General features: G+C 55.4%; 22 protein-coding genes and 1 other RNA gene. 17 read left to right on the plus strand and 6 right to left on the minus strand.

From position 1 onward, the window contains the following. The first annotated feature begins 40 nt into the window (after positions 1 to 40). The 6 genes from clpX to ACOTZP_RS07595 all read left to right on the plus strand — a co-directional run bounded on the left by clpX (position 41) and on the right by ACOTZP_RS07595 (position 7,446). Positions 41 to 1,315: an ATP-dependent protease ATP-binding subunit ClpX gene (gene clpX / locus ACOTZP_RS07570; RefSeq protein ID WP_006809879.1), complete on the plus strand. Its 1,275-nt coding sequence runs from the start codon at positions 41 to 43 to the stop codon at positions 1,313 to 1,315. A 184-nt stretch (positions 1,316 to 1,499) separates the two neighbouring features. After that, on the plus strand, positions 1,500 to 3,854 hold the full coding sequence (gene lon / locus ACOTZP_RS07575) for an endopeptidase La (protein WP_006809878.1): 2,355 nt from the start codon (positions 1,500 to 1,502) through the stop codon (positions 3,852 to 3,854). A gap of 210 nt (positions 3,855 to 4,064) precedes the next feature. Next, entirely contained in the window at positions 4,065 to 4,337 is a 273-nt protein-coding gene (gene hupB / locus ACOTZP_RS07580) for a nucleoid-associated protein HU-beta (protein WP_002444653.1), read from the plus strand. Positions 4,338 to 4,549: 212 nt separating this feature from the next. Beyond that, positions 4,550 to 6,421 carry a peptidylprolyl isomerase gene (ppiD, locus tag ACOTZP_RS07585; protein WP_023299452.1) on the plus strand — a complete coding sequence of 624 codons (1,872 nt, stop codon included), beginning with the start codon at positions 4,550 to 4,552 and terminating at the stop codon, positions 6,419 to 6,421. 148 nt (positions 6,422 to 6,569) lie between these two features. Next, positions 6,570 to 6,950, plus strand: a complete 381-nt coding sequence (locus tag ACOTZP_RS07590; protein ID WP_038415510.1) for a helix-hairpin-helix domain-containing protein — start codon at positions 6,570 to 6,572, stop codon at positions 6,948 to 6,950. 97 nt (positions 6,951 to 7,047) lie between these two features. Further along, positions 7,048 to 7,446 (plus strand): YbgC/FadM family acyl-CoA thioesterase, encoded by a 399-nt coding sequence (locus ACOTZP_RS07595; RefSeq protein ID WP_017694410.1) that lies wholly within the window; start codon positions 7,048 to 7,050, stop codon positions 7,444 to 7,446. Between the two features lie 62 nt (positions 7,447 to 7,508). On the opposite strand, the gene queC is transcribed toward ACOTZP_RS07595, so the two are convergent. After that, on the minus strand, positions 7,509 to 8,204 hold the full coding sequence (gene queC / locus ACOTZP_RS07600) for a 7-cyano-7-deazaguanine synthase QueC (protein ID WP_271074453.1): 696 nt from the start codon (positions 8,202 to 8,204) through the stop codon (positions 7,509 to 7,511). A gap of 66 nt (positions 8,205 to 8,270) precedes the next feature. Continuing rightward, positions 8,271 to 9,971: an SgrR family transcriptional regulator gene (locus ACOTZP_RS07605; RefSeq protein ID WP_271074454.1), complete on the minus strand. Its 1,701-nt coding sequence runs from the start codon at positions 9,969 to 9,971 to the stop codon at positions 8,271 to 8,273. A gap of 101 nt (positions 9,972 to 10,072) precedes the next feature. On the opposite strand from ACOTZP_RS07605, the gene cof reads away from it, so the two are divergent. Continuing rightward, positions 10,073 to 10,891, plus strand: a complete 819-nt coding sequence (gene cof, locus ACOTZP_RS07610) for an HMP-PP phosphatase (protein ID WP_023299454.1) — start codon at positions 10,073 to 10,075, stop codon at positions 10,889 to 10,891. Positions 10,892 to 10,932: 41 nt separating this feature from the next. Here cof and ACOTZP_RS07615 read toward each other — a convergent pair whose 3' ends face one another. Then, on the minus strand, positions 10,933 to 11,979 hold the full coding sequence (locus ACOTZP_RS07615; RefSeq protein WP_023299455.1) for a PLP-dependent cysteine synthase family protein: 1,047 nt from the start codon (positions 11,977 to 11,979) through the stop codon (positions 10,933 to 10,935). A gap of 115 nt (positions 11,980 to 12,094) precedes the next feature. On the opposite strand from ACOTZP_RS07615, the gene ACOTZP_RS07620 reads away from it, so the two are divergent. The 5 genes from ACOTZP_RS07620 to amtB all read left to right on the plus strand — a co-directional run bounded on the left by ACOTZP_RS07620 (position 12,095) and on the right by amtB (position 17,984). After that, positions 12,095 to 12,553 (plus strand): Lrp/AsnC family transcriptional regulator, encoded by a 459-nt coding sequence (locus tag ACOTZP_RS07620; protein WP_022647254.1) that lies wholly within the window; start codon positions 12,095 to 12,097, stop codon positions 12,551 to 12,553. Between the two features lie 30 nt (positions 12,554 to 12,583). Continuing rightward, entirely contained in the window at positions 12,584 to 14,338 is a 1,755-nt protein-coding gene (locus ACOTZP_RS07625; RefSeq protein WP_045307882.1) for a SmdA family multidrug ABC transporter permease/ATP-binding protein, read from the plus strand. Then, positions 14,331 to 16,112 (plus strand): SmdB family multidrug efflux ABC transporter permease/ATP-binding protein, encoded by a 1,782-nt coding sequence (locus ACOTZP_RS07630; RefSeq protein ID WP_032624739.1) that lies wholly within the window; start codon positions 14,331 to 14,333, stop codon positions 16,110 to 16,112. Before ACOTZP_RS07625 ends, ACOTZP_RS07630 begins: the two co-directional genes overlap by 8 nt. Before the next feature lie 211 nt (positions 16,113 to 16,323). Continuing rightward, complete coding sequence (gene glnK / locus ACOTZP_RS07635) at positions 16,324 to 16,662, plus strand: P-II family nitrogen regulator (RefSeq protein ID WP_006809867.1); 339 nt, start codon at positions 16,324 to 16,326, stop codon at positions 16,660 to 16,662. A 35-nt stretch (positions 16,663 to 16,697) separates the two neighbouring features. After that, on the plus strand, positions 16,698 to 17,984 hold the full coding sequence (gene amtB / locus ACOTZP_RS07640) for an ammonium transporter AmtB (protein WP_271074455.1): 1,287 nt from the start codon (positions 16,698 to 16,700) through the stop codon (positions 17,982 to 17,984). 93 nt (positions 17,985 to 18,077) lie between these two features. On the opposite strand, the gene tesB is transcribed toward amtB, so the two are convergent. After that, a complete protein-coding gene (tesB, locus tag ACOTZP_RS07645) occupies positions 18,078 to 18,938 on the minus strand; it encodes an acyl-CoA thioesterase II (RefSeq protein ID WP_022647258.1) in 861 nt (286 codons plus the stop codon). Positions 18,939 to 19,141: 203 nt separating this feature from the next. On the opposite strand from tesB, the gene ACOTZP_RS07650 reads away from it, so the two are divergent. Continuing rightward, positions 19,142 to 19,669: a YbaY family lipoprotein gene (locus ACOTZP_RS07650; protein WP_022647259.1), complete on the plus strand. Its 528-nt coding sequence runs from the start codon at positions 19,142 to 19,144 to the stop codon at positions 19,667 to 19,669. 37 nt (positions 19,670 to 19,706) lie between these two features. Here the strand turns inward: ACOTZP_RS07650 and ACOTZP_RS07655 are convergent, their stop codons facing one another. Further along, entirely contained in the window at positions 19,707 to 20,018 is a 312-nt protein-coding gene (locus tag ACOTZP_RS07655) for an MGMT family protein (protein ID WP_271074456.1), read from the minus strand. A 170-nt stretch (positions 20,019 to 20,188) separates the two neighbouring features. Between ACOTZP_RS07655 and ffs the strand changes: the two genes are divergently transcribed. From ffs to ACOTZP_RS07670, 3 genes are all read left to right on the plus strand, one after another. Further along, positions 20,189 to 20,285, plus strand: an RNA gene (ffs, locus tag ACOTZP_RS07660) — signal recognition particle sRNA small type. A gap of 247 nt (positions 20,286 to 20,532) precedes the next feature. Beyond that, positions 20,533 to 20,784 carry a hypothetical protein gene (locus ACOTZP_RS07665; RefSeq protein WP_022647261.1) on the plus strand — a complete coding sequence of 84 codons (252 nt, stop codon included), beginning with the start codon at positions 20,533 to 20,535 and terminating at the stop codon, positions 20,782 to 20,784. Next, entirely contained in the window at positions 20,781 to 20,996 is a 216-nt protein-coding gene (locus ACOTZP_RS07670) for a hypothetical protein (protein ID WP_006809861.1), read from the plus strand. The genes ACOTZP_RS07665 and ACOTZP_RS07670 overlap by 4 nt, the downstream gene beginning before the upstream one ends. Before the next feature lie 70 nt (positions 20,997 to 21,066). Here ACOTZP_RS07670 and ACOTZP_RS07675 read toward each other — a convergent pair whose 3' ends face one another. Further along, positions 21,067 to 22,488, minus strand: a complete 1,422-nt coding sequence (locus ACOTZP_RS07675; RefSeq protein WP_271074457.1) for a PLP-dependent aminotransferase family protein — start codon at positions 22,486 to 22,488, stop codon at positions 21,067 to 21,069. Positions 22,489 to 22,572: 84 nt separating this feature from the next. Here ACOTZP_RS07675 and ACOTZP_RS07680 point away from each other — a divergent pair, with 84 nt between their 5' ends. After that, positions 22,573 to 23,184, plus strand: a complete 612-nt coding sequence (locus ACOTZP_RS07680; protein WP_271074458.1) for a YczE/YyaS/YitT family protein — start codon at positions 22,573 to 22,575, stop codon at positions 23,182 to 23,184. The last annotated feature ends 15 nt before the right edge of the window (positions 23,185 to 23,199 follow it).

A 23,199-nucleotide genomic window follows, 5' to 3' on the forward strand; every position in this document is an offset into this window, starting at 1 on the left:
TCATGTGCGGCACATAGAACTTAAAAAGAGGTTTGGACTCATGACAGATAAACGCAAAGATGGTTCGGGCAAACTGCTGTACTGCTCTTTTTGCGGCAAAAGCCAGCATGAAGTGCGTAAACTGATTGCCGGGCCGTCCGTGTATATCTGCGACGAATGCGTCGATTTATGTAACGACATCATTCGCGAAGAGATTAAAGAAGTCGCGCCGCACCGTGAGCGCAGCGCGTTACCAACGCCACACGAGATTCGCCACCACCTGGACGACTATGTCATTGGTCAGGAGCAGGCGAAAAAAGTGCTGGCGGTGGCGGTATACAACCACTACAAGCGTCTGCGTAACGGCGATACCAGCAATGGCGTGGAACTGGGCAAAAGTAATATTCTGCTGATCGGGCCTACGGGTTCCGGTAAAACGTTGCTGGCGGAAACGCTGGCGCGCCTGCTGGATGTTCCGTTCACCATGGCGGATGCCACCACCCTGACCGAAGCCGGTTATGTGGGCGAAGACGTTGAAAATATTATCCAGAAGCTGCTCCAGAAGTGCGATTACGACGTACAGAAAGCCCAGCGCGGGATCGTCTATATCGATGAGATTGACAAAATCTCCCGTAAATCAGACAACCCATCCATCACCCGTGACGTCTCGGGCGAAGGCGTGCAGCAGGCGCTCCTGAAGCTGATTGAAGGTACGGTTGCGGCTGTTCCACCGCAGGGTGGGCGTAAACATCCGCAGCAGGAATTCTTGCAGGTTGATACCTCCAAGATCCTGTTTATCTGTGGTGGTGCGTTTGCAGGCCTGGATAAAGTGATCTCACACCGTGTGGAAACCGGCTCCGGCATTGGTTTTGGCGCAACGGTGAAAGCTACGTCTGAAAAACCAAACGAAGGCCAGCTGCTGGCGCAGGTTGAACCGGAAGATCTGATCAAATTTGGTTTGATTCCGGAATTTATCGGCCGTCTGCCGGTTGTGGCGACCCTGAACGAACTGAGCGAAGACGCGCTGATTCAGATCCTGAAAGAGCCGAAAAACGCGCTGACCAAGCAGTATCAGGCGCTGTTTAATCTGGAAGGCGTTGAGCTGGAATTCCGTGACGAAGCACTGGACGCAATTGCCAAGAAAGCGATGGCGCGTAAAACCGGTGCCCGTGGCCTGCGTTCTATCGTGGAAGCAGCATTGCTCGACACGATGTACGATCTCCCTTCTATGGAAGATGTCGAAAAAGTCGTGATCGACGAGTCCGTCATTGGTGGCCAGACCAAGCCGTTACTGATTTACGGTAAACCGGAAGCGCAGCAGGCATCTGGCGAATAATTCACCATTTCATACAATCAGTTAATCAAAAAGGGGGGATTTTATCTCCCCTTTACTTTTTCCGTATTCATGGCGTTGAATGTATGGGAAACATCCCCATATACTGGATTACATGTTAATGGTTGTGTGAAGCACAGTTACATGACCAGTTTACCTGGCGGACACTAAACTAAGAGAGAGCTCTATGAATCCTGAGCGTTCTGAACGCATTGAAATCCCCGTATTGCCGTTGCGCGATGTGGTGGTTTATCCGCACATGGTCATACCCTTATTTGTAGGGCGGGAAAAATCTATCCGTTGCCTCGAAGCCGCCATGGATCATGATAAAAAAATCATGTTGGTTGCGCAGAAGGAAGCATCAACGGATGAGCCGGGTGTAAACGATCTTTTCACCGTCGGGACCGTGGCCTCTATTTTGCAGATGCTGAAGCTGCCAGATGGCACCGTGAAGGTGCTGGTGGAAGGCTTACAGCGCGCGCGTATTACCACTCTGTCAGACGATGGCGAGCACTTCTCTGCGAAGGCAGAGTACCTTGATTCACCGGAACTTGATGAGCGCGAGCAGGAAGTGCTGGTACGCACCGCGATCAGCCAGTTTGAAGGCTACATCAAGCTGAACAAGAAAATCCCACCTGAAGTGCTGACGTCGCTGAACAGCATCGACGATCCTGCACGTCTGGCGGATACCATCGCTGCGCACATGCCGCTGAAGCTGGCTGACAAACAGTCCGTGCTGGAAATGTCCGACGTTAACGAACGTCTGGAATACCTGATGGCGATGATGGAGTCTGAGATCGATCTGCTCCAGGTTGAGAAGCGCATTCGCAACCGCGTCAAAAAGCAGATGGAAAAATCGCAGCGTGAGTACTATCTGAACGAGCAAATGAAAGCCATTCAGAAAGAGCTCGGAGAGATGGACGATGCGCCGGATGAAAACGAAGCGCTGAAGCGTAAGATCGACGCGGCGAAGATGCCGAAAGAGGCGAAAGAGAAAGCCGAAGCTGAGTTGCAGAAGCTGAAAATGATGTCTCCGATGTCGGCGGAAGCGACCGTTGTACGCGGCTACATTGAGTGGATGGTTCAGGTTCCATGGAATGCCCGCAGCAAGGTCAAAAAAGACCTGCGTCAGGCACAGGAAATCCTCGATACCGACCACTATGGCCTGGAACGTGTGAAAGACCGCATTCTTGAGTACCTCGCGGTACAGAGCCGTGTGAACAAAATCAAAGGTCCAATCTTGTGCCTGGTAGGGCCTCCAGGGGTGGGTAAAACCTCTCTGGGCCAGTCCATCGCCAAAGCGACCGGACGTAAGTACATCCGTATGGCGCTGGGCGGCGTGCGTGATGAAGCGGAAATCCGCGGTCACCGCCGTACCTATATCGGTTCTATGCCGGGCAAGCTGATCCAGAAGATGGCGAAAGTGGGCGTCAAAAACCCGCTGTTCCTCCTCGACGAGATCGACAAAATGTCTTCGGACATGCGTGGCGATCCGGCGTCGGCGCTGCTGGAAGTGCTTGATCCAGAGCAGAACGTGGCGTTCAGCGATCACTACCTGGAAGTCGACTACGACCTGAGCGATGTGATGTTCGTGGCGACGTCGAATTCCATGAACATTCCGGCACCGCTTCTGGACCGTATGGAAGTGATCCGTCTGTCCGGTTATACCGAAGACGAGAAGCTGAACATTGCTAAGCAGCACCTGCTGCCGAAGCAGATTGAGCGTAACGCGCTGAAAGCTAACGAGCTGACCGTTGAGGACAGCGCTATTGTCGGCATTATTCGTTACTACACCCGTGAAGCGGGCGTGCGTAGCCTTGAGCGTGAGATCTCTAAACTGTGCCGTAAGGCGGTTAAGCAGCTGCTGCTGGATAAGAGCCTGAAGCACATCGTGATTAACGGCGACAATCTGCATGCTTACCTCGGCGTTCAGCGCTTCGACTATGGCCGTGCGGACAACGAAAACCGCGTTGGTCAGGTGACTGGACTGGCGTGGACGGAAGTGGGTGGCGATCTGCTGACCATTGAAACCGCCTGTGTACCGGGTAAAGGCAAGCTGACCTACACTGGCTCGCTCGGTGAAGTGATGCAGGAGTCCATCCAGGCGGCGTTGACCGTGGTGCGTGCGCGCGCGGAAAAACTGGGTATTAACCCGGATTTCTACGAAAAACGCGACATTCACGTTCACGTTCCGGAAGGGGCGACGCCGAAAGATGGCCCAAGCGCGGGTATTGCTATGTGTACGGCGCTGGTTTCCTGCCTGACGGGGAACCCGGTCCGTGCTGATGTGGCCATGACTGGTGAAATTACGCTGCGTGGTCAGGTACTGCCCATCGGCGGGTTAAAAGAAAAACTGCTGGCGGCACACCGTGGTGGGATCAAAACCGTATTGATTCCTTACGAGAATAAACGCGATCTGGAAGAGATTCCGGACAACGTTATTGCCGATTTGCAGATCCATCCGGTGAAACGCATTGAGGAAGTTCTGACTCTCGCACTGCAAAATGAACCGTCCGGAATGCAGGTTGTAACCGCAAAATAGTGACCTCGCGCAAAGAGCGCTAATAAAAACAAGGCTGGTAAGTCATTTCGTACTTGCCAGCCTTTTTTTGTATAGCTAATTTAGATTGCTGATTGGGTTAGCCATCAACAACGGGTGTTGTAAGGTCATAGCAGGACTGATATAACTGCTGCGCGGTCGCGCTGTGAAGGATTCAGGTGCGATATAAATTATAAAGAGAGGAAGAGAACAGTGAATAAATCTCAACTGATTGACAAAATTGCTGCGGGTGCTGATATTTCTAAAGCTGCAGCTGGACGTGCTTTAGATGCTTTAATTGCTTCTGTTACTGAATCTCTGCAAGCTGGGGACGACGTTGCACTGGTAGGCTTCGGTACTTTTGCGGTTAAAGAGCGTGCTGCCCGTACTGGCCGCAACCCGCAGACCGGTAAAGAGATCACCATTGCTGCCGCTAAAGTGCCGGGTTTCCGTGCAGGTAAGGCGCTGAAAGACGCAGTAAATTGATTGCTTTCCCGCTCCAGGGAAGCTGAAAAGTACAAGGGCGCATCGTTTGATGTGCCTTTTTTGTTTGTCCAGACCTGATTTGTGCGAGTTTATGCGAGTTGTGGGCTGACAATTGCCCTGTTTTCTTGTCACAATACGCCTTTACGCGCGACGGTCAGGATTTTCCGTCAGCGTCAGGTAACCAGTCACCTACAGCGGAGTGTTGTTACACCATGATGGACAGCTTACGCACGGCTGCTAACAGTCTCGTGCTCAAGATTATTTTCGGTATCATTATCGTGTCGTTCATATTGACCGGTGTGAGTAGTTACCTCATTGGCGGTGGCGCGAACTACGCCGCAAAAGTGAATGGCCAGGAAATTAGCCGTGGGCAGTTCGAGAACGCTTTTGCTGGTGAACGTAACCGCATGCAGCAACAGCTGGGCGACCAATACTCTGAACTTGCAGCCAACGAAGGCTATATGAAAAACCTGCGTCAGCAGACGCTGAACCGCCTTATCGACGAAGCGCTGCTGGACCAGTACGCGAAAAGCCTCGGTCTGGGCATCAGCGATGAGCAGGTTAAAAAAGCCATCTTCTCGACGCAGGCTTTCCAGTCTAATGGGAAGTTCGACAACGCGCGTTACAACAGCATTGTTAACCAGATGGGGATGACGGCTGACCAGTACGCACAGGCGCTGCGTAACCAGTTGACCACGCAACAGCTGATCAACGCGGTGGTGGGCACCGATTTCATGCTGAAAGGCGAAACTGAAGCGCTGGCGGCACTGGTGGCGCAGCAACGCGTGGTGCGTGAAGCGACGATTGATGTCAATGCACTGGCGGCGAAACAGCAGGTTAGCGACGCTGAAGTTAATGCTTACTATGAGCAAAACAAGAACAACTTCATCTCTCCTGAACAGTTCCGCGTAAGCTATATCAAGCTGGATGCAGCTGCGATGCAGAAAAACGCGACTGACGCCGAGATCCAGTCTTATTACGACCAGCATCAGGATCAGTTCACTCAGCCGCAGCGTAACCGTTACAGCGTGATCCAGACCAAAACGGAAGCAGAAGCAAAAGCCGTGCTGGACGAGCTGAACAAAGGCGCTGATTTCGCGACCGTGGCGAAAGCAAAATCCACCGACATTATTTCTGCCAAAAACGGCGGTGATATGGGCTGGCTGGAAGATTCCACTACCCCGGACGAGCTGAAAAATGCGGGTCTTAAAGAGAAAGGCCAACTGTCTGGTGTAATCAAATCCTCCGTTGGCTTCCTGGTGGCGCGTCTGGACGATGTCGTGGCGGCGAAAACCAAGCCGCTGGCTGACGTTCGTGATGATATCGCTGCGAAAGTGAAGCAGGAGAAAGCGCTGGACGCCTTCTATGCTCTGCAACAGAAAGTGAGCGATGCCGCAAGCAACGACAACGAATCACTGGCGGGCGCTGAGCAGGCTGCTGGCGTGAAAGCGGTTGAGACGGGCTGGTTCAGCCATGAAAATCTGCCGGAAGAACTGAACTTCAAACCGGTTTCAGATGCCATTTTCAATGGTGGTCTGGTAGGTGAGAACGGTACGCCGGGCAGCAACTCAGACATCATTACCGTTGACGGTGACCGTGCGTTCGTACTGCGCGTCAGCGAGCACAAAGCCGAGGCAGTGAAGCCCCTGGCGGAAGTGAAAGATCAGGTGGTGGCGCTGGTCAAACACAACAAAGCGGCACAGCAGGCAAAACTGGATGCAGAGAAAATTCTGGCCGATCTGAAAGCCGGTAAGAACGATGCACTGAAAGCGGCTGGCCTGAACTTTGGCGAAGCCAAAACGCTGAGCCGTACCGGTCAGGATCCTGTCAGCCAGGCGGCGTTTGGTCTGAGCCTGCCGGCGAAAGACAAACCTGTCTTTGGCACCACGACCGATATGCAGGGTAACGTGGTGATTCTGGCGCTGGATGAAGTCAAAGCCGGCACGCTGCCAGACGCGCAGAAGAAGGCCATGGTTCAGGGAATTACCCAGAATAATGCCCAGATTGCTTTCGAAGCGATGATGAGCAACCTGCGTAAAGAAGCCAAAATCAAGCTGGGTGATGTGGTGACCCAGGAGCAATAATTACGTACCTGCTCGCAGATTTTCGTAACGCTCTGCAAAAACTAAAGGCCGCTTTCGCGGCCTTTTCCATTTCTGCAATCTGCTGTTTGTCCCTGTTTTCTCGTACGGCTATCGTGGCGTGGCTGTCAACAAACAAGGAGAAAACAGCATGAAATGTGGAATCAAAGCACTGTTAATTACACTGGCTATTGCCACTTCCGGGATGAGTGCGGGCGCGCTGGCGGCGTCGCCCTCGGCTAAAGCGCAGGCTGCACAGACCAAAACAGACTCAGCTGCGCAGGCTTATACGCAATCAAAAGCGACTGATGCCGGTAAAAGTGCAGAGGATGACGGTACGCGAGTCAGCATCAATTCGGCATCGGCAGAAGAGCTCGCGCGCGTGATGAACGGTGTGGGACTTAAAAAAGCCCAGGCCATTGTTAGCTACCGCGAGGAGTACGGTCCTTTCAAAACCCTTGACGATCTCAAGCAGGTGCCGGGTATGGGCAGCGCGCTGGTTGAGCGCAATCTCGCACACCTGACGCTGTAATCGCGTAATCACTTGCACTGCGGCAAAAATTTGCCAGGATAAAGAGGTCATACCAGTTATGACCTCTGAACCTATAACAACGAAAGGCTATTGCGCTATGCAGACACAAATCAAAGTCCGTGGTTATCACCTCGATGTTTACCAGCACGTCAATAACGCCCGCTACCTTGAATTTCTTGAAGAGGCGCGCTGGGATGGCCTGGAGAACAGCGAAAGCTTCCAGTGGCTGACCGCACACAACATCGCGTTTGTGGTCGTCAACATCAACATTAACTACCGCCGCCCGGCTGTGCTTGGGGATGTGCTCACCGTGACCAGTGAGGTCCAACAACTGAATGGCAAAAGTGGTGTATTGAGCCAGGTCGTCACGCTTGAGCCAGAAGGGCAGGTGGTGGCCGATGCGCTGATCACCTTTGTCTGTATCGATCTCAAAACCCAGAAAGCGTTGCCGCTGGAAGGGGAGTTGCGCGAAAAGCTGGAGCTGATGATCGCATAAGTAATATTCAGGAATGCCCGCGCTGTCGACTCCTGTTGTACGACAGCGCGGACAGTTAGCCCTTATTTCAGACCGGTCTTTTTCTGCATCGCGGCCATCACGCCCGCTTTATCCGCAAGATAATGATTCAGACCGTTCGCGCGCAGGTTACAGGCGGCACACTGCCCGCAGCCGTCCCCTTTAATGCCGTTGTAGCAGGTCAGGGTCTCGTTGCGAACGACATCCAGCTTGCCCCAGTAGTCGGCCAGCGCCCAGGTTTCGGCTTTATCCAGCCACATCAGCGGCGTTTCGAAGCGGGTCTCTTTTGCCATTCCCAGATCCACGGCGTGATTGAGCGCTTTCACGAATTCATCCCGGCAGTCCGGGTAGCCAGAGAAGTCGGTCTCACACACGCCCGTGATCACCGCTTTGGCTTTCACCTGGTAGGCATAGATTGCCGTCAGGGTCAGGAAGAGAATATTACGCCCAGGTACGAAGGTATTCGGAATGCCGCTGGCATCCGGTTCGTAATCAGGCACCGGAATGCTGTCGCGGGTGAGGCTGCTGACGGCCAGTTCATTTAACAGCGTCACGTCCAGCACTTTATGAGCGCGGGCGCCCAGTTTGAGGGCCAGTTCACGAGCGACATCGATTTCAGCGCGATGACGCTGACCATAATCAAAAGTGACGCAGTGCACTTCATCATACTGGTGAAGTGCCTGAATCAGGCAGGTTGTGGAATCTTGTCCTCCGCTGAACACGACGACGGCACGTTTCATAGATCATCTCGACAGTTACGGTAAAAGCGTCATGTTAACGCCTGGCTAAAGCGGCGACCAGCTTCTTCACGCGTTTGGTGGAGGAAGCCAGGCTTCGGTGAAGTCAAACCAGCCGCGAGTGTTAAGGCGTATGCCGTTGACCCCCGGAGGCGCGCTGATTTGATACTGGTAGTTAAAGAGCGGTGTCAGGACGGCTGTCTCCATTAATCGGCTGAAGATAGCCTGAAGTCCTGCGTGTCGGTCACGTTCGTCGGCCTGCGTCTGCACCGCATCCAGCGTGGCCTGCAAATGGGCGTATGCCGGTGCGCTCAGCAGATGCGGCCAGAGCGCATCGCAGCGGAGCCATTGCTCAAGGGTGTACGCTGGCGCTTCGCCAATCAGTCTGTCTCCCATCATGATGTCTGCATCGGCAAGCTGCTGGCAACCGTCCCACGTCTTGGCGTCGTGAAAGATGACGGTCAGTTCACACCCCTGTCGCGCAAGGTATGCTTTTAACTGACTGGCCATGGTGTGAAGCTCAACCGGCAGGTGGTAGACAAGCGTCAATGCCTCTGGCAGCACAACGTCGGTTAAATCAGTCCACTGGGGGATCGCCCAGCCGGGAAGCAGTTCTTCGGTAGGAGTGATGAGCCCTTCGTTCAGGGGAAGCGTGTGAAGCAGCGTTGAGAGATGAATGATATTAATCAGCCGCTTTGCCTGAAGTTCGCTCAGACGCGGACTTTGTTTCAGCGTGAGGTAGCAGAAGCCCAGACTGGTGCTGTTACTCACCAGCCGCAGGCTGGCCAGCTCGTCGGCCTCGCCAATGGCGATTTGCACCGGGTGGCGACAGCTGGTGCCCAGACTGTAGTCAAAAAGCTGGGGCGTGATCCAGTACTCGATAGCCTTAAGTAACGGATGACCAAGGTGATACTGCTCGTGGCTTTCCAGACGCACCAGTTCAGGCTCAAAAACGCTCAGCCGAAAGGGACCGCTGCCCACCACGGGGTAATCAGGATGCGCCAGACGGCTACAGTAGGTTGCCAGCCTGTGCGCCAGCCAATAGTCAGGTTGATGGAGAATAAACGTCAGGCTTTGCGGATGCGTGGTTTCGATACGTAACACGCTGCGGAAAAGCGTGTCCATGCCGGGCTGCGATAGCAGCGCCGTCAGGCTTTGCCTGAGCTGTGCCGTCTCTATTTTATCGCCGTTATGCCAGTGCAGGGTGGAGCGTATGTAGAAATGCCAACGCAGGCCGTCAGCAGAGACTTCCCAGTGATGCGCCAGATCGCCCGTGGGTTCACTGCTGTTACCATTAAAACGCGTCAAACCAGAGAATACCTGTCCCGCCAGATGCTGCTCCGCCCGGCCAGGGAGAAACCCCGGCTGAAGCGGCTCCAGCGAGCGATAGTAGGGAATACGCAGCGTCGGCGTATCGTTCTGCCATTGCCCGCCCATAAACGGATGCAGCAGCGATCGCAAATCTTCAGGCGCGAGCTGGGCCAGCTCCAGCGCGTTGTGCTGCTGTCCACTTTTCAGGGCCTCTTCCATCATCGTATTACGCAACGAATCCGGGGTGACGTGAAAGCGTAATTCCCCACGCTTTCCTCGTCCGGAGCGGGCGTGCCAGCTTAGCCAGCCCGCCTCCTGCGCCTGGCGCAGCAGGGTGCGTACATGTCGCTCGCTGCAAAAGCAGCGGCTGGCAAGTTCACTGATGGTCACCTGCTGCGCTGCGCCGGCGGAGGGATGCCACAGACGCTGATACTGGTTAAGACGGTTAAGCTGGCGCATGAAAAACCCGGAACAATAATTATCATCTATTCACTATTACTTCCGTATATCTCACGTAATACTGATGCACAAGTTAACCGCATCACATTTCGGGAGTAATTATGGCTCGGCTCGCTGCATTTGATATGGACGGCACGCTGTTAATGCCGGATCACCGTTTAGGGGAGAAAACCCTGAACACACTTAAGCGCCTGCGCGAGCGTGAAGTCACCCTGACGTTTGCCACTGGTCGTCATGTGCTGGAGATGCGCCATCTGCTGGGAACATTTGCCCTCGATGCGTTCCTGATCACCGGCAACGGGACGCGCATTCACTCCGTCGAGGGCGATGTGCTGCACCGTCAGGATCTTGATCCGGAAGTGGCGGACATCGTCCTGCACAGCACCTGGGATACGCAGGCCAGCGTGCATGTTTTTAACGATGAAGGCTGGTTTACCGGGCGTGAGATCCCGGCCTTGCTGCACGCTCACGTTTACAGTGGCTTTAAATATCAGCTCATCGATTTGCGCCGCATTCCGGCACACAAGGTAACCAAGATCTGCTTCTGCGGCGATCACGACGATCTCTGCCGCCTGCGTATTCAGCTTAACGAGGCGCTGGGCGACCGGGCGCACCTGACCTTCTCGGCGGTGGACTGTCTTGAAGTGCTGCCGGTGGGCTGTAACAAAGGATCTGCGCTGGCGGTGCTGAGCGATCGTCTGGGGCTGACGATGCAGGACTGTATGGCCTTTGGTGACGCCATGAACGACCACGAGATGCTGAGCAGCGTAGGCCGTGGTCTGATTATGGGGAACGCGATGCCGCAACTTATCGCCGCGCTCCCGCATTTACCGGTTATCGGACACTGTCGTAACGAAGCGGTGTCCCATTTTTTGACGCATTGGCTGGACAAAAATAACCTCCCATATTCCCCCGAATAGCGAGATCCTTCCAGCAAGCCAGGCTAAAGCCTGGCTTTTTTTTATTTCACCAGATGCAAAATCTGCGCTTTCCACGGCTCAACATCGCCAATATTGGCCTGCACCCATTCTGCGTTGTAATAGGTGTCCAGGTAGCGCTCCCCGCTGTCGCACAGCAGCGTGACGACAGAGCCGCTAAGGCCTTCTTCACGCATTCTCGCGGCCAGTTGTAGCGCCCCCCACATATTGGTGCCGGTAGAGGCTCCGACCTTACGGCCAAGCTGTGTCTCCAGCCAGTGCGCCGTCGCGACGCTGGCGGCGTCCGGCACGCGGAGCATCTCATCCACAACGTCCGGAATGAACGAGGGTTCGACGCGCGGGCGACCAATTCCTTCGATCTTGCTCCCCACAGGGCTGCGCAGGCTGGCATCGCGAGATTGCCAGTAATCAAGGAACACCGAGTTCTGAGGGTCAACCACCATCAGCTGCGTATCATAACCCTGACAGCGGATATAACGTCCGATGGTGGCGGAGGTTCCGCCCGTGCCCGCGCTCATGACAATGTAAGAGGGGACGGGATGTGGCTCGTGGGTCATCTGGCGGAAAATGCTGTCCGCAATGTTATTATTGCCGCGCCAGTCGGTGGCGCGCTCGGCGAAGGTGAACTGGTCCATATAGTGACCATTTAGTTCGCGGGCCAGCATTTCGGAGGCCGCATATATTTCGCAGGCGCTTTCCACAAAGTGGCAGCGTCCGCCGTAAAATTCGATCTGTTCAACTTTACGTTTCGCCGTGCAGGAGGGCATCACAGCGATAAACGGCAGGCCCAGCAGGCGGGCAAAGTAGGCCTCTGAGACGGCAGTTGATCCGGACGACGATTCAATAATCGTGGTGCCTTCTTTAATCCAGCCGTTACATAAACCGTATAAAAAGAGTGAACGCGCCAGGCGATGCTTCAGGCTGCCGGTAGGATGGGTACTTTCATCCTTCAGGTAAAGCTGAATGCCGGGAAATCCAGGCAAAGGCAGGCGGATCAAATGGGTATCTGCCGAGCGCTGATAGTCGGCATTTATTTCGCTGATGGCATGTTTAACCCAGGTGCTATTCATCGTAGTTATCCGTTTGTCATTTTGTGCCCAGCATAGCGAAAAGCACAGAAAAAATTGTTGCTATCTGGCCTTTAAAATAGAATGTAAGGAGAATAATTTTCTCTGGGAGGTGGATATGCTAGATAAAATTGACCGCAAGCTGCTTTCTTTGCTGCAAAGCGACTGCACCCTCTCTTTGCAGGCGCTGGCAGATGCCGTTAATCTGACCACCACACCGTGCTGGAAGCGCCTCAAGAAGCTGGAAGACGATGGCATTCTGCTGGGACGTGTGGCGCTGCTGGACCCCGAAAAACTGGGGCTTGGACTGACCGCCTTCGTCCTGATAAAAACGCAGCATCACAGCAGCGAATGGTACAGCCGCTTCGTCACCCAGGTTTCCGACATGCCCGAGGTGCTCGGCTTCTGGCGCATGGCGGGGGAATACGACTATCTGATGCGTGTTCAGGTGGCAGACATGAAGCGCTACGATGATTTTTACAAGCGGCTGGTCAATAGCGTACCGGGCTTGTCCGATGTCACCTCCAGTTTCGCCATGGAACAGATTAAATACACCACAGCGTTACCCATTGAATAACTTCATAAAATATCTTCAGGAAAAGACCGCGTGCGATTATTTGCCCAATTAAGCTGGTACTTTCGTCGGGAGTGGCAACGCTACCTCGGCGCGGTGGCCCTGCTTATTATCATTGCCATTTTGCAACTGATCCCGCCCAAAGTGGTGGGATACGTCGTGGATGGTGTTACGGAACAACATTACACCGCCGCACGGGTGATGATGTGGGTCGGTACGCTGGTGTTGACGGCCGTGGTGGTTTACCTGCTGCGTTATGTCTGGCGCGTGCTGCTGTTCGGCGCGTCCTATCAGCTTGCCGTTGAGCTGCGCGAGGACTTTTACCGCCAGCTGAGCCGCCAGCACCCTGAGTTTTATCTGCGTCACCGTACCGGGGATCTCATCGCCCGCGCCACTAACGATGTGGACCGTGTGGTGTTTGCCGCCGGTGAAGGGGTGTTAACGCTGGTGGATTCCCTGGTGATGGGCTGTGCGGTACTGATTGTGATGTCTACGCAAATTAGCTGGGAGCTCACGCTGCTGGCGTTGCTGCCGATGCCGCTGATGGCGCTGGCGATTAACCGCTACGGCGAGCAGCTCCATGAACGCTTTAAGCTGGCGCAGGCGGCGTTCTCGTCGTTAAACGATCGCACCCAGGAGAGCATGACCAGCATCCGCATGATCAAAGCGTTTGGTCTGGAAGACAGGCAGTCCGCGCTGTTTGCGGCCGACGCCGCCGATACCGGTGCGAAAAACATGCGCGTGGCGCGTATAGACGCCCGCTTTGATCCGACAATTTATATTGCGATTGGCATGGCGAACCTGCTGGCGGTGGGCGGCGGCAGCTGGATGGTGGTGCGAGGCACCATGACCCTCGGGCAGTTAACCAGCTTTGCGATGTACCTCGGGCTGATGATTTGGCCGATGCTGGCGCTGGCCTGGATGTTTAACATCGTTGAACGTGGGAGCGCCGCCTACAGCCGTATCCGCGCCATGCTGGCGGAAGTGCCGGTAGTGAACGATGGCAGCGAGCCGGTACCGGAAGGTCCGGGTGTTCTGAAGGCTGATATCCGCGTCTTTATCTACCCGCAAACGGAACATCCGGTGCTTGAAAACGTCAGTTTCACGCTGCGTCCTGGTCAGATGCTGGGCATCTGCGGCCCGACGGGCTCCGGTAAAAGCACCATTCTGTCACTGATTCAGCGCCATTTTGACGTGAGCGAAGGCGATATCCGTTTCCATGACGTCCCCCTGCCACGTCTGCTGCTGGATGACTGGCGCAGCCGCCTGGCGGTCGTCAGCCAGACGCCGTTTTTGTTTTCAGACACCATAGCCAACAATATCGCGCTCGGGTGCCCGACGGCGACACAGGACCAGATCGAGCATGTGGCGCGCTTAGCCAGCGTCCATGAGGATATTCTGCGCCTGCCACAGGGCTACGACACAGAAGTGGGTGAGCGGGGCGTTATGCTCTCCGGTGGACAAAAACAGCGTATCTCTATTGCCCGCGCGCTGCTGCTGGACGCTGAGATCCTGATTCTGGATGATGCGCTGTCCGCGGTTGATGGACGTACCGAGCATCAAATTCTGCATAACCTTCGCCAGTGGGGGGAGGGGCGCACGGTCATCATCAGCGCGCACCGTCTGTCGGCCCTTACCGAAGCCAGTGAAATTCTGGTGCTTCAGCACGGGCATATTGCTCAGCGTGGTCAGCATGAGCAGCTTGCCGGGCAGGCCGGCTGGTATCGGGATATGTACCGCTATCAACAGCTTGAAGCTGCGCTGGATGAGGAGGTCACCGATGCGTAAGTTTGGACAGATGTGGCCGACGTTAAAACGGCTGCTCGCCTATGGCTCACCGTGGCGCAAACCGCTTTCCATCGCCGTACTGTTACTGTGGATCGCCGCGATTGCGGAGGTGACCGGTCCGCTGCTTATCAGCTATTTTATCGATAACATGGTGGCGAAAAGCTATCTGCCGCTGGGGCTGGTGGCGGGGCTGGGTGTGGCGTATGTCGGGCTACAGCTGACGGCGGCGGGGCTGCACTATGCGCAGTCGCTGCTGTTTAACCGGGCCGCCGTGGGCGTGGTCCAGCAGCTACGCACGGATGTGATGGATGCCGCGCTGCGCCAGCCGCTGAGCGAGTTTGATACCCAGCCGGTCGGGCAGGTTATTTCGCGCGTCACCAATGACACCGAGGTGATCCGCGACCTTTATGTGACCGTTGTCGCAACGGTTCTGCGCAGTGCCGCATTGATTGGCGCGATGCTGGTGGCGATGTTCAGTCTGGACTGGCGGATGGCGCTGGTGGCGATCTCTATTTTCCCGGCGGTGCTGATTGTGATGGTAATTTACCAGCGCTACAGCACGCCGATTGTTCGTCGCGTGCGCGCTTACCTTGCAGACATCAATGATGGCTTCAACGAAGTGATCAACGGCATGAGCGTTATCCAGCAGTTTCGCCAGCAGGCGCGTTTTGGCGAGCGGATGGGAGAAGCCAGCCGTTCGCACTATATGGCGCGGATGCAGACGTTACGTCTGGACGGCTTCCTGTTACGCCCGCTGCTGAGCCTCTTCTCTGCGCTGGTGCTGTGCGGGATGTTGATGCTGTTTGGCCTGACGACGCGTGGAACCATTGAGGTGGGAGTGCTGTACGCGTTTATCAGTTACCTTGGCCGTCTTAACGAACCGCTGATTGAACTCACTACGCAGCAATCGATGCTGCAACAGGCGGTAGTCGCGGGTGAGCGTGTGTTTGAGCTGATGGACAGGCCGCGTCAGACCTATGGCGATGATGAACGTCCGCTGGAAAGTGGATCCATAGCGTTTGATCATGTCTCGTTTGCCTACCGCGACGATCAGCTTGTCTTGCAGGATATCAACCTCGAGGTACCGTCGCGCGGTTTTGTCGCACTGGTTGGGCATACCGGCAGCGGCAAAAGCACGCTCGCCAGTTTGCTGATGGGCTACTATCCGTTGACGCAGGGGGAGATCCGTCTGGATGGACGGCCTCTTTCCGCGCTTAGCCACAACGCGTTGCGTAAAGGCGTCGCGATGGTGCAGCAGGATCCGGTAGTGCTGGCGGATACCTTTTATGCCAACGTGACGCTGGGACGATCTTTCACGCCTGAGCAGGTATGGGAGGTGCTGGAAACGGTGCAGCTGGCAGATCTGGCGCGCGGGTTAAGCGAGGGGATCAATACCCGGTTGGGCGAGCAAGGCAATAACCTCTCTGTCGGGCAAAAGCAGCTCCTGGCGCTGGCGCGCGTGCTGATTGAGACGCCGCAGGTGTTGATTCTGGATGAAGCGACCGCAAGCATCGACTCCGGTACCGAACAGGCGATCCAGCTGGCGCTGGCTGCCGTGCGGGATCGCACTACGCTGGTGGTGATCGCTCACCGCCTCTCAACGATCGTCGATGCCGATACCATTCTGGTGCTGCACCGTGGCCAGGCCGTTGAACGGGGTACGCACAAAGCGCTGCTCGAGGCGAAAGGACGCTACTGGCAGATGTATCAGTTGCAGCTGGCAGGCGACGAGCTGGCCGCCAGCGTGCGCGAGGAGGAGTCGCTCAGCGCCTGATGCACCATAACAAGGCAATGCGCTAACAGTCTTAACCGTTGGTGCAAAACTGAAACGCACCCTGCACTGCCATGGTGCGTTTTTTTTCACCCCTTCGCGGCGCATGCGCGCCGCGGCGCTTTCCTCCTCACATTTCACTTCTGGCACACCCTTTGCAATATCCCTCTCGTGTTAGCTGCGGCCATTACCGAATTCTGACTGGAGGGGATATATGAAGCTGGTTACGGTGGTAATCAAACCATTCAAACTCGAAGACGTGCGTGAAGCGCTGTCTTCCATGGGTATTCAGGGGCTGACTGTCACCGAAGTGAAAGGCTTTGGGCGTCAGAAAGGTCATGCCGAGCTTTATCGCGGGGCGGAATACAGCGTTAACTTCCTGCCAAAAGTGAAGATTGATGTGGCGATTGCCGACGATCAGCTTGATGAGGTGATTGATGTCGTCAGCAAAGCGGCCTACACCGGAAAAATTGGCGACGGCAAAATTTTCGTTGCCGAACTACAGCGCGTCATTCGCATCCGTACCGGCGAATCTGACGAAGCGGCGTTGTAAGTAACTCCTGGCACACAGTGATAGGGATCGAGAAAATGATGAAAGCAACAATGAAAACAGGTCTGGGTTCGCTGGCACTGCTGCCGGGCCTGGCAATGGCTGCACCTGCTGTGGCAGAAAAAGCCGATAATGCCTTTATGATGATTTGCACCGCGCTGGTGCTGTTCATGACGATTCCGGGGATCGCGCTGTTTTACGGAGGCCTGATCCGCGGCAAGAACGTACTCTCCATGCTGACGCAGGTTGCCGTCACGTTCGCGCTGGTGTGCGTGCTGTGGGTGGTTTACGGTTACTCGCTGGCCTTCGGGGAGGGTAACGCCTTCTTCGGCAACGTTAACTGGGCGATGCTGAAAAATATCGAACTGACCGCGGTAATGGGCAGCTTCTATCAGTATATTCATGTCGCGTTCCAGGGCTCATTCGCGTGCATCACCGTGGGGCTGATTGTGGGCGCGCTGGCTGAGCGTATCCGCTTCTCAGCGGTACTGATTTTCGTGGTGGTCTGGCTGACGCTCTCCTATGTCCCGATTGCGCATATGGTCTGGGGCGGTGGTCTGTTGGCTTCCCATGGCGCTCTGGACTTTGCGGGCGGCACCGTTGTTCACATCAACGCCGCCGTAGCCGGCCTGGTAGGCGCATACCTGATTGGCAAGCGCGTGGGCTTCGGGAAAGAAGCATTTAAGCCGCACAACCTGCCGATGGTCTTTACCGGCACCGCCATCCTCTACTTTGGCTGGTTCGGCTTCAACGCAGGTTCAGCCAGCGCCGCTAACGAAATCGCCGCGCTGGCCTTCGTGAATACCGTGGTGGCAACTGCCGGGGCCATCCTCTCATGGGTATTTGGCGAGTGGGCCGTTCGCGGCAAGCCATCCCTGCTGGGTGCCTGTTCTGGGGCGATTGCCGGTCTGGTAGGTATTACGCCAGCATGCGGTTACGTGGGCGTGGGCGGCGCATTGCTGATCGGTATCGTCGCGGGTCTGGCGGGGCTGTGGGGCGTTACCGCACTGAAACGTATTCTGCGCGTTGACGATCCGTGTGATGTATTCGGCGTACACGGTGTGTGCGGCATTATCGGCTGTATCATGACCGGTATCTTTGCTGCACAATCTTTGGGCGGCGTGGGTTATGCTGAAGGCGTGACCATGATGCATCAGGTGCTGGTCCAGCTTGAAAGTATCGCGATTACGGTTGTCTGGTCGGGCGTTGTAGCCTTTATCGGCTACAAGCTGGCCGATATGACCGTGGGGCTGCGCGTACCGGAAGAGCAGGAGCGCGAAGGTCTGGACGTCAACAGCCACGGCGAGAATGCGTACAACGCATAATTTGAGTGCCTTGCCGGGTGGTGGCTTCGCCTTACCCGGCCTGAAAAAGTGAAATTTGCAGGCCCGGTAAGCGTAGCGACCGGGCTTTTTACCTCACCCGCGATTACGCATCACACCTTCCTGCACGGTAGAAGCCACCAGCACACCATCCTGGGTGTAAAACTCCCCGCGAACAAAACCGCGTGCGCTGGACGCAGAGGTACTTTCTACGCTGTAAAGCAGCCACTCGTTCATATCGAAAGGACGATGGAACCACATGGAATGGTCAATCGTGGCGACCTGCATCCCTTTTTCCAGGAATCCCACGCCGTGCGGCTGTAGCGCAACCGGCAGGAAGTTGAAATCCGACGCATAACCCAGCAGATACTGATGCACGCGCAAGTCTGCCGGTACGCTGCCGTTGGCGCGGATCCACACCTGGCGGGTGGGCTCAGCAGTATGCCCCTTCATTGGGTTATGAAATTCGACCGGGCGGATCTCCAGCGGTTTATCGCACAGAAACTTCTCTTTTACCTGCGGCGGCAGCAGATGTGCGAGTGCGCGGGCAATTTCGGTTTCCGATTTCAGATCGTCCGGCGATGGGGCAGACGGCATCTGTTTTTGATGCTCATAGCCCGGCTCTGGCGCCTGGAAGGAGGCGGTCATGTAGAAGATGGGTTTCCCATGCTGGATGGCCGCCACACGGCGAGCGCTGAAGCTTTGGCCGTCACGCAGAACTTCCACGTCGTACACAATCGGTTTAGCGCTGTCACCGGGGCGTAAAAAGTAGCTGTGGAATGAGTGCACCAGACGGTCTGCCGGAACGGTCTCCTTAGCGGCATATAGCGCTTGCCCCACGACCTGGCCCCCAAAAACCTGGCGTAAGCCTAAATCTTCGCTCTGTCCGCGAAAAAGCCCTTCTTCTATTTTTTCCAGGTTCAGCAATGTCAGCAGATTGTTCAGTGCCTGACTCATAGTGGTCCTCAATAAACGCCGTGGCGAAAGATACGCTGAGTATAACGCAGAAACGATAGTGGTCCGATGGGTAGAATTATCTTAATACCTGGGCAAAATTAGGCATAAATCCGTGATTTGTGCCACACTTGTTTACGTTATGTGAATAAAACGACATCGGATGGGATCGATCCCGCCGGTGCATTGATGATAAGGAGACTTCAATGAAACTCGTGCCTATGTTAAGCGGTGTTGCAATGGCGGTGGCGTTGTCCGCCTGTGCGGATAAGAGTGCCGATGTAGCGGTACCAACGGCGACCCCAAACGGGATTAACACCCTTTCACAGCAAGCTATTCGACAGCCTAACGTGTCCGGTACCATCTGGATCAAACAGAAAGTCGCTCTGCCGCCGGACGCGGTTTTAACGGTCACGTTATCCGATGCGTCTCTGGCGGATGCACCGTCTAAAGTCCTTGCACAGCGTGCAGTTCGTACAGAGGGTAAACAGGCGCCGTTCAGCTTCGTGCTGCCGTACAACCCGTCTGACGTTCAGCCTAACGCGCGTATCCTCCTGAGCGCGGCGGTAACGATCAACGATAAGCTGGTCTTTATCACCGATACCGTGCAGGAAGCGGTCAACAAAGGGGGCACCAAAATCGACCTGACCCTGGTCCCGGTGCAGCAGACTGAAGTGCCTGTGGCAACGCAGACCAATCAGCCGACCTTGCCTACACCGCCAACACAGTTGTAACTTTCTTTCGCCCTCTTCATCTTGACGGGAGAGGGCGTCAGTATTCCCAGCGATACTTCTGCATATCTATCTGTCCCGTCCCGGACACCTGCACCCCTTCTGAGAGTAATGCCTGACGCTGGCGCTGCAAGTCTGGCCCGGTGAGGGAAATGGCACCATGGCGATTAACGACCCGGTGCCATGGTAACGTACTTCCCTCCGGAAGCCTTCTTAGCACGCCGCCAACCTGACGCGCTGCGCGCGAAGAGCCCGCCAGTCGGGCGACTTCCCCATAGGTCGTAACACAGCCTTCCGGAATCGAGGCCACGATTTGCCACACTCGCTGTGGGAAAGAGTCGTGTTCGTCCATTGTTTCTCCAGCGGGAATTCAGCGAAGGGTAATGTTATACGAAGATAAAGAAGATTGTCGGGTCAGTTTGCGCAATATTCCAGCATCCAGTTGCCAGCGGCTTGCAATTGAGGTGCTCCACAGGGATAATGCGCCAGCGCGTTGGTTATCAACGCTCTCAATGGGGGCTCTGTTGGTTCTCCCGCAACGCTACTCTGTTCACCAGGTCAGGTCCGGAAGGAAGCAGCCAGGGCAGACGACGTGGGTGCCGGGATGTAGCTGGCAGGGCCCCCACCCATTTGTGTTCTTCTCTGAAGTTTCCCCCTATATAAACCTTCTCAATTATGTGCCTATTTTGTTCGTGCAATATATCCTTCATTGAACTGAAATAATAATGTCATAAACCTGTAATAATAGACTGTCATTTTATTATCGGGCGTCTTTTTGTTGTCATAAGTAAAAAAATATATATCTGGATAACAAACTTATCTTCGTGTATTAAATTAAACACGTGTTCCGAAAGGATGTGACAATCATGGTAACTGCGGTTTTAAACGTTAAAATTGATGAAGCGCTAAAAGAAAGACTCCGCCACTATGCGGAAGACAATAATGAGAATTTAAGCGTGACCACAGAGAAACTGCTGCTGCTGGCATTTGAAGCAGTAGAAGAGGCGGGAGTATCGGAAGAGGATGTTGATAATCAGCATACGGAAGAAGAGAGCGTAAATCCATTTACTCCTAAAGAAATCAAAGCACTACGTAAACTTCTGAAGAAGAGAAAATGAAACAACAACTATCGACAGCCAGCGATTACAACGAGGCCTGCAATCTGTTACGTTCGGGCTATGTGAAACATGTTCGTCTTGGCTGGAATGTAGGAAGTGATGAGTTCTTTCGAATTGCGTCTGACTGGTGTGATACCGGTGCGAAAATAAAGAAAGAAGGTGAAAATTTCATTATTTCGCTGAAAGGCTTCCCGATTCCTCCTCAACATTAAGTTGTTCTTCATGAAAACAGCTGACTGCATGCGTTACAGTCAGCTGTTTTTATTGTTTCTGGCGAATAATTTACACTAGGCTCCGTTTTACTGGCGGTGTACTTTTATTTAAGGCAAGCCACAGCGGTTTGATACGCAGTAATGCCTCTTCAAGTTCTGGCGAATTGAGTGAGAAGGGCATACGCAGGTAGCGGTCAAACGCGCCTGAAAGCCCAAAGCGCGTGCCGGTGCCCATAATGATGCCTGTCGTTTCCGCACGTGCCGCCAGTTGAGTCGCCAGCATGCCGGGTAGTTCAATCCAGTATGAAAGTCCTCCCTCCGCTTCCTGAAACCGCCATTCGGGGAAATGCTCCCGTAACATCTGGCCGCAGCGGTCACGCCGTTCTGCCAGCATTTGCCGCCGGGCAGGCAGGAAGGTTTCACTGTTTTCGATAAGCCACAGCGTGGCCAGCTGTTCCAGCACCGGAGAGCCCAGATCCAGCGTATCGCGCGTCTGTGCGAGCGTGGCGATAGTGCGGGACGAGGCGCGGATCCAGCCGAGACGAAGCCCACCCCAGAAGCTTTTGCCTGCGGAACCCAGCGTAATCACTGCGGCCTCCGGGTTAAAGGCGGCCAGCGGCGGCGGCGGGAGAGCATCGAACCAGAGATCGACCATGGTTTCATCCACCACCAGCGTGGTGCGGGTTTGCGCGGCGATGTCGGTTATGGTCTGACGCGTCGCGGCATCCATGCAGCGCCCGGTCGGATTATGAAAATCCGGCATTAGATAGGCCAGACGCGGGGCTGTCTGGGCAAGCGTTGCGGCAAAACCATCGGTATCCCAGCCCGTTTCTGGCAGCGAGACGCCCACGGGCCGGCATTGCGCCCCCTGAATCGCGGCTATCGCCAGCGGGTAGGTGGGATGATCCACCACCACGCGATCCCCGGGCCCGGTCATCATTCTTAAGATCAGGGCGAAGCCGCTGACGGCACCGTTCACCACCATCACTTCGTCTGCCCGGGTGGGCAGACCGCGTGCGGTGTAGCGGGCGGCGATAGCTTCACGCAGCGCTGGAAGCCCAAGCTGATCGTACCCGGTCAGCGCCAGATTCGGCGTAATGGTCATCAGCGCGTGGGTGTAGGCCTGATGGATCTCTGGCCCCGCGTTGAGCGCGGCGGTTGAGAGATCCAGCGCCGCGCTGGCAGTGGAAAGCGTGGGCACGGCCCGGCTGTCTGGCAGGATCGCCCGGGAACCGCTGCCGTGACGGCTCTCCAGAAAACCCTCTTCACGCAGATGCGCCAGCGCGCTGCTGATGGTGGTGCGGCTGACGTCCAGTGCGGCGGCCAGTTCCCGCTCTCCGGGCAGGCGCGTGTTTAGCGCCAGCCTGCCATCCAGAATTAACAGGCGTAACGCGTCAGCCAGCTGGCGCCACCGCGGGGTGCGGGAAGAGGTTTGTTGCCAGTGCCCTAACAGGCGAACCAGAGACTGGCTTCCAAAACGACGTGATGACATGTGCAGTCCACTATTTGAAAACTGGACATTAATCATAGTGCCATTTTCAGCGAAGATGGAAGCTGGTTCTTCGGAGAAGAGAAAATGGTGCGTCGTCTGGTACAACTTTATGTCGGTTTAGCCCTTTACGGACTTTCAACCGCGATGTTTATTCGTTCGGATCTGGGTGTTGATCCCTGGAATGTTTTTCACCTTGGCGTCGCCATCCAGGCCGGAGTGAGCATCGGCACGGTGATGATTTTAACCGGGGCTGCGGTGCTGCTGCTATGGATCCCGCTGCGTCAGCTTCCGGGGCTGGGTACGGTCAGTAACGTGATTTGTATTGGCCTGGCGGCAGATGCGTCAATGGCATTGATCCCGGAACTCACCTCGCTGCCCGTGCGCATCACCCTGCTGGTTTCCGGCATTGTGGTTAACGCCCTTGCCACCGGAATGTATATCGGCGCGGGTTTTGGCGCAGGCCCGCGCGACGGTCTGATGACCGGCATACACGCCCGGCTGGGCTGGTCGATCCGCAGTGTGCGTACCGCAATCGAGGTGACCGTGTTGATCGTCGGCTATCTCCTCGGGGGAGCGTTTGGCGTCGGAACCGTGCTATATGCGTTAACCATCGGCCCGCTGATCCAGCTTTGTTTGCCGTGGTTTCGCCAGAGACCGCGCATGCAGAAAGCCGCGCAGCCGGAGCGGATTGCTTAATTTTGCGAAGCGCTC

The organism is Enterobacter cloacae complex sp. SYL001 (assembly GCF_049237025.1).
Taxonomy (GTDB): Bacteria; Pseudomonadota; Gammaproteobacteria; order Enterobacterales; family Enterobacteriaceae; genus Enterobacter; species Enterobacter intestinihominis.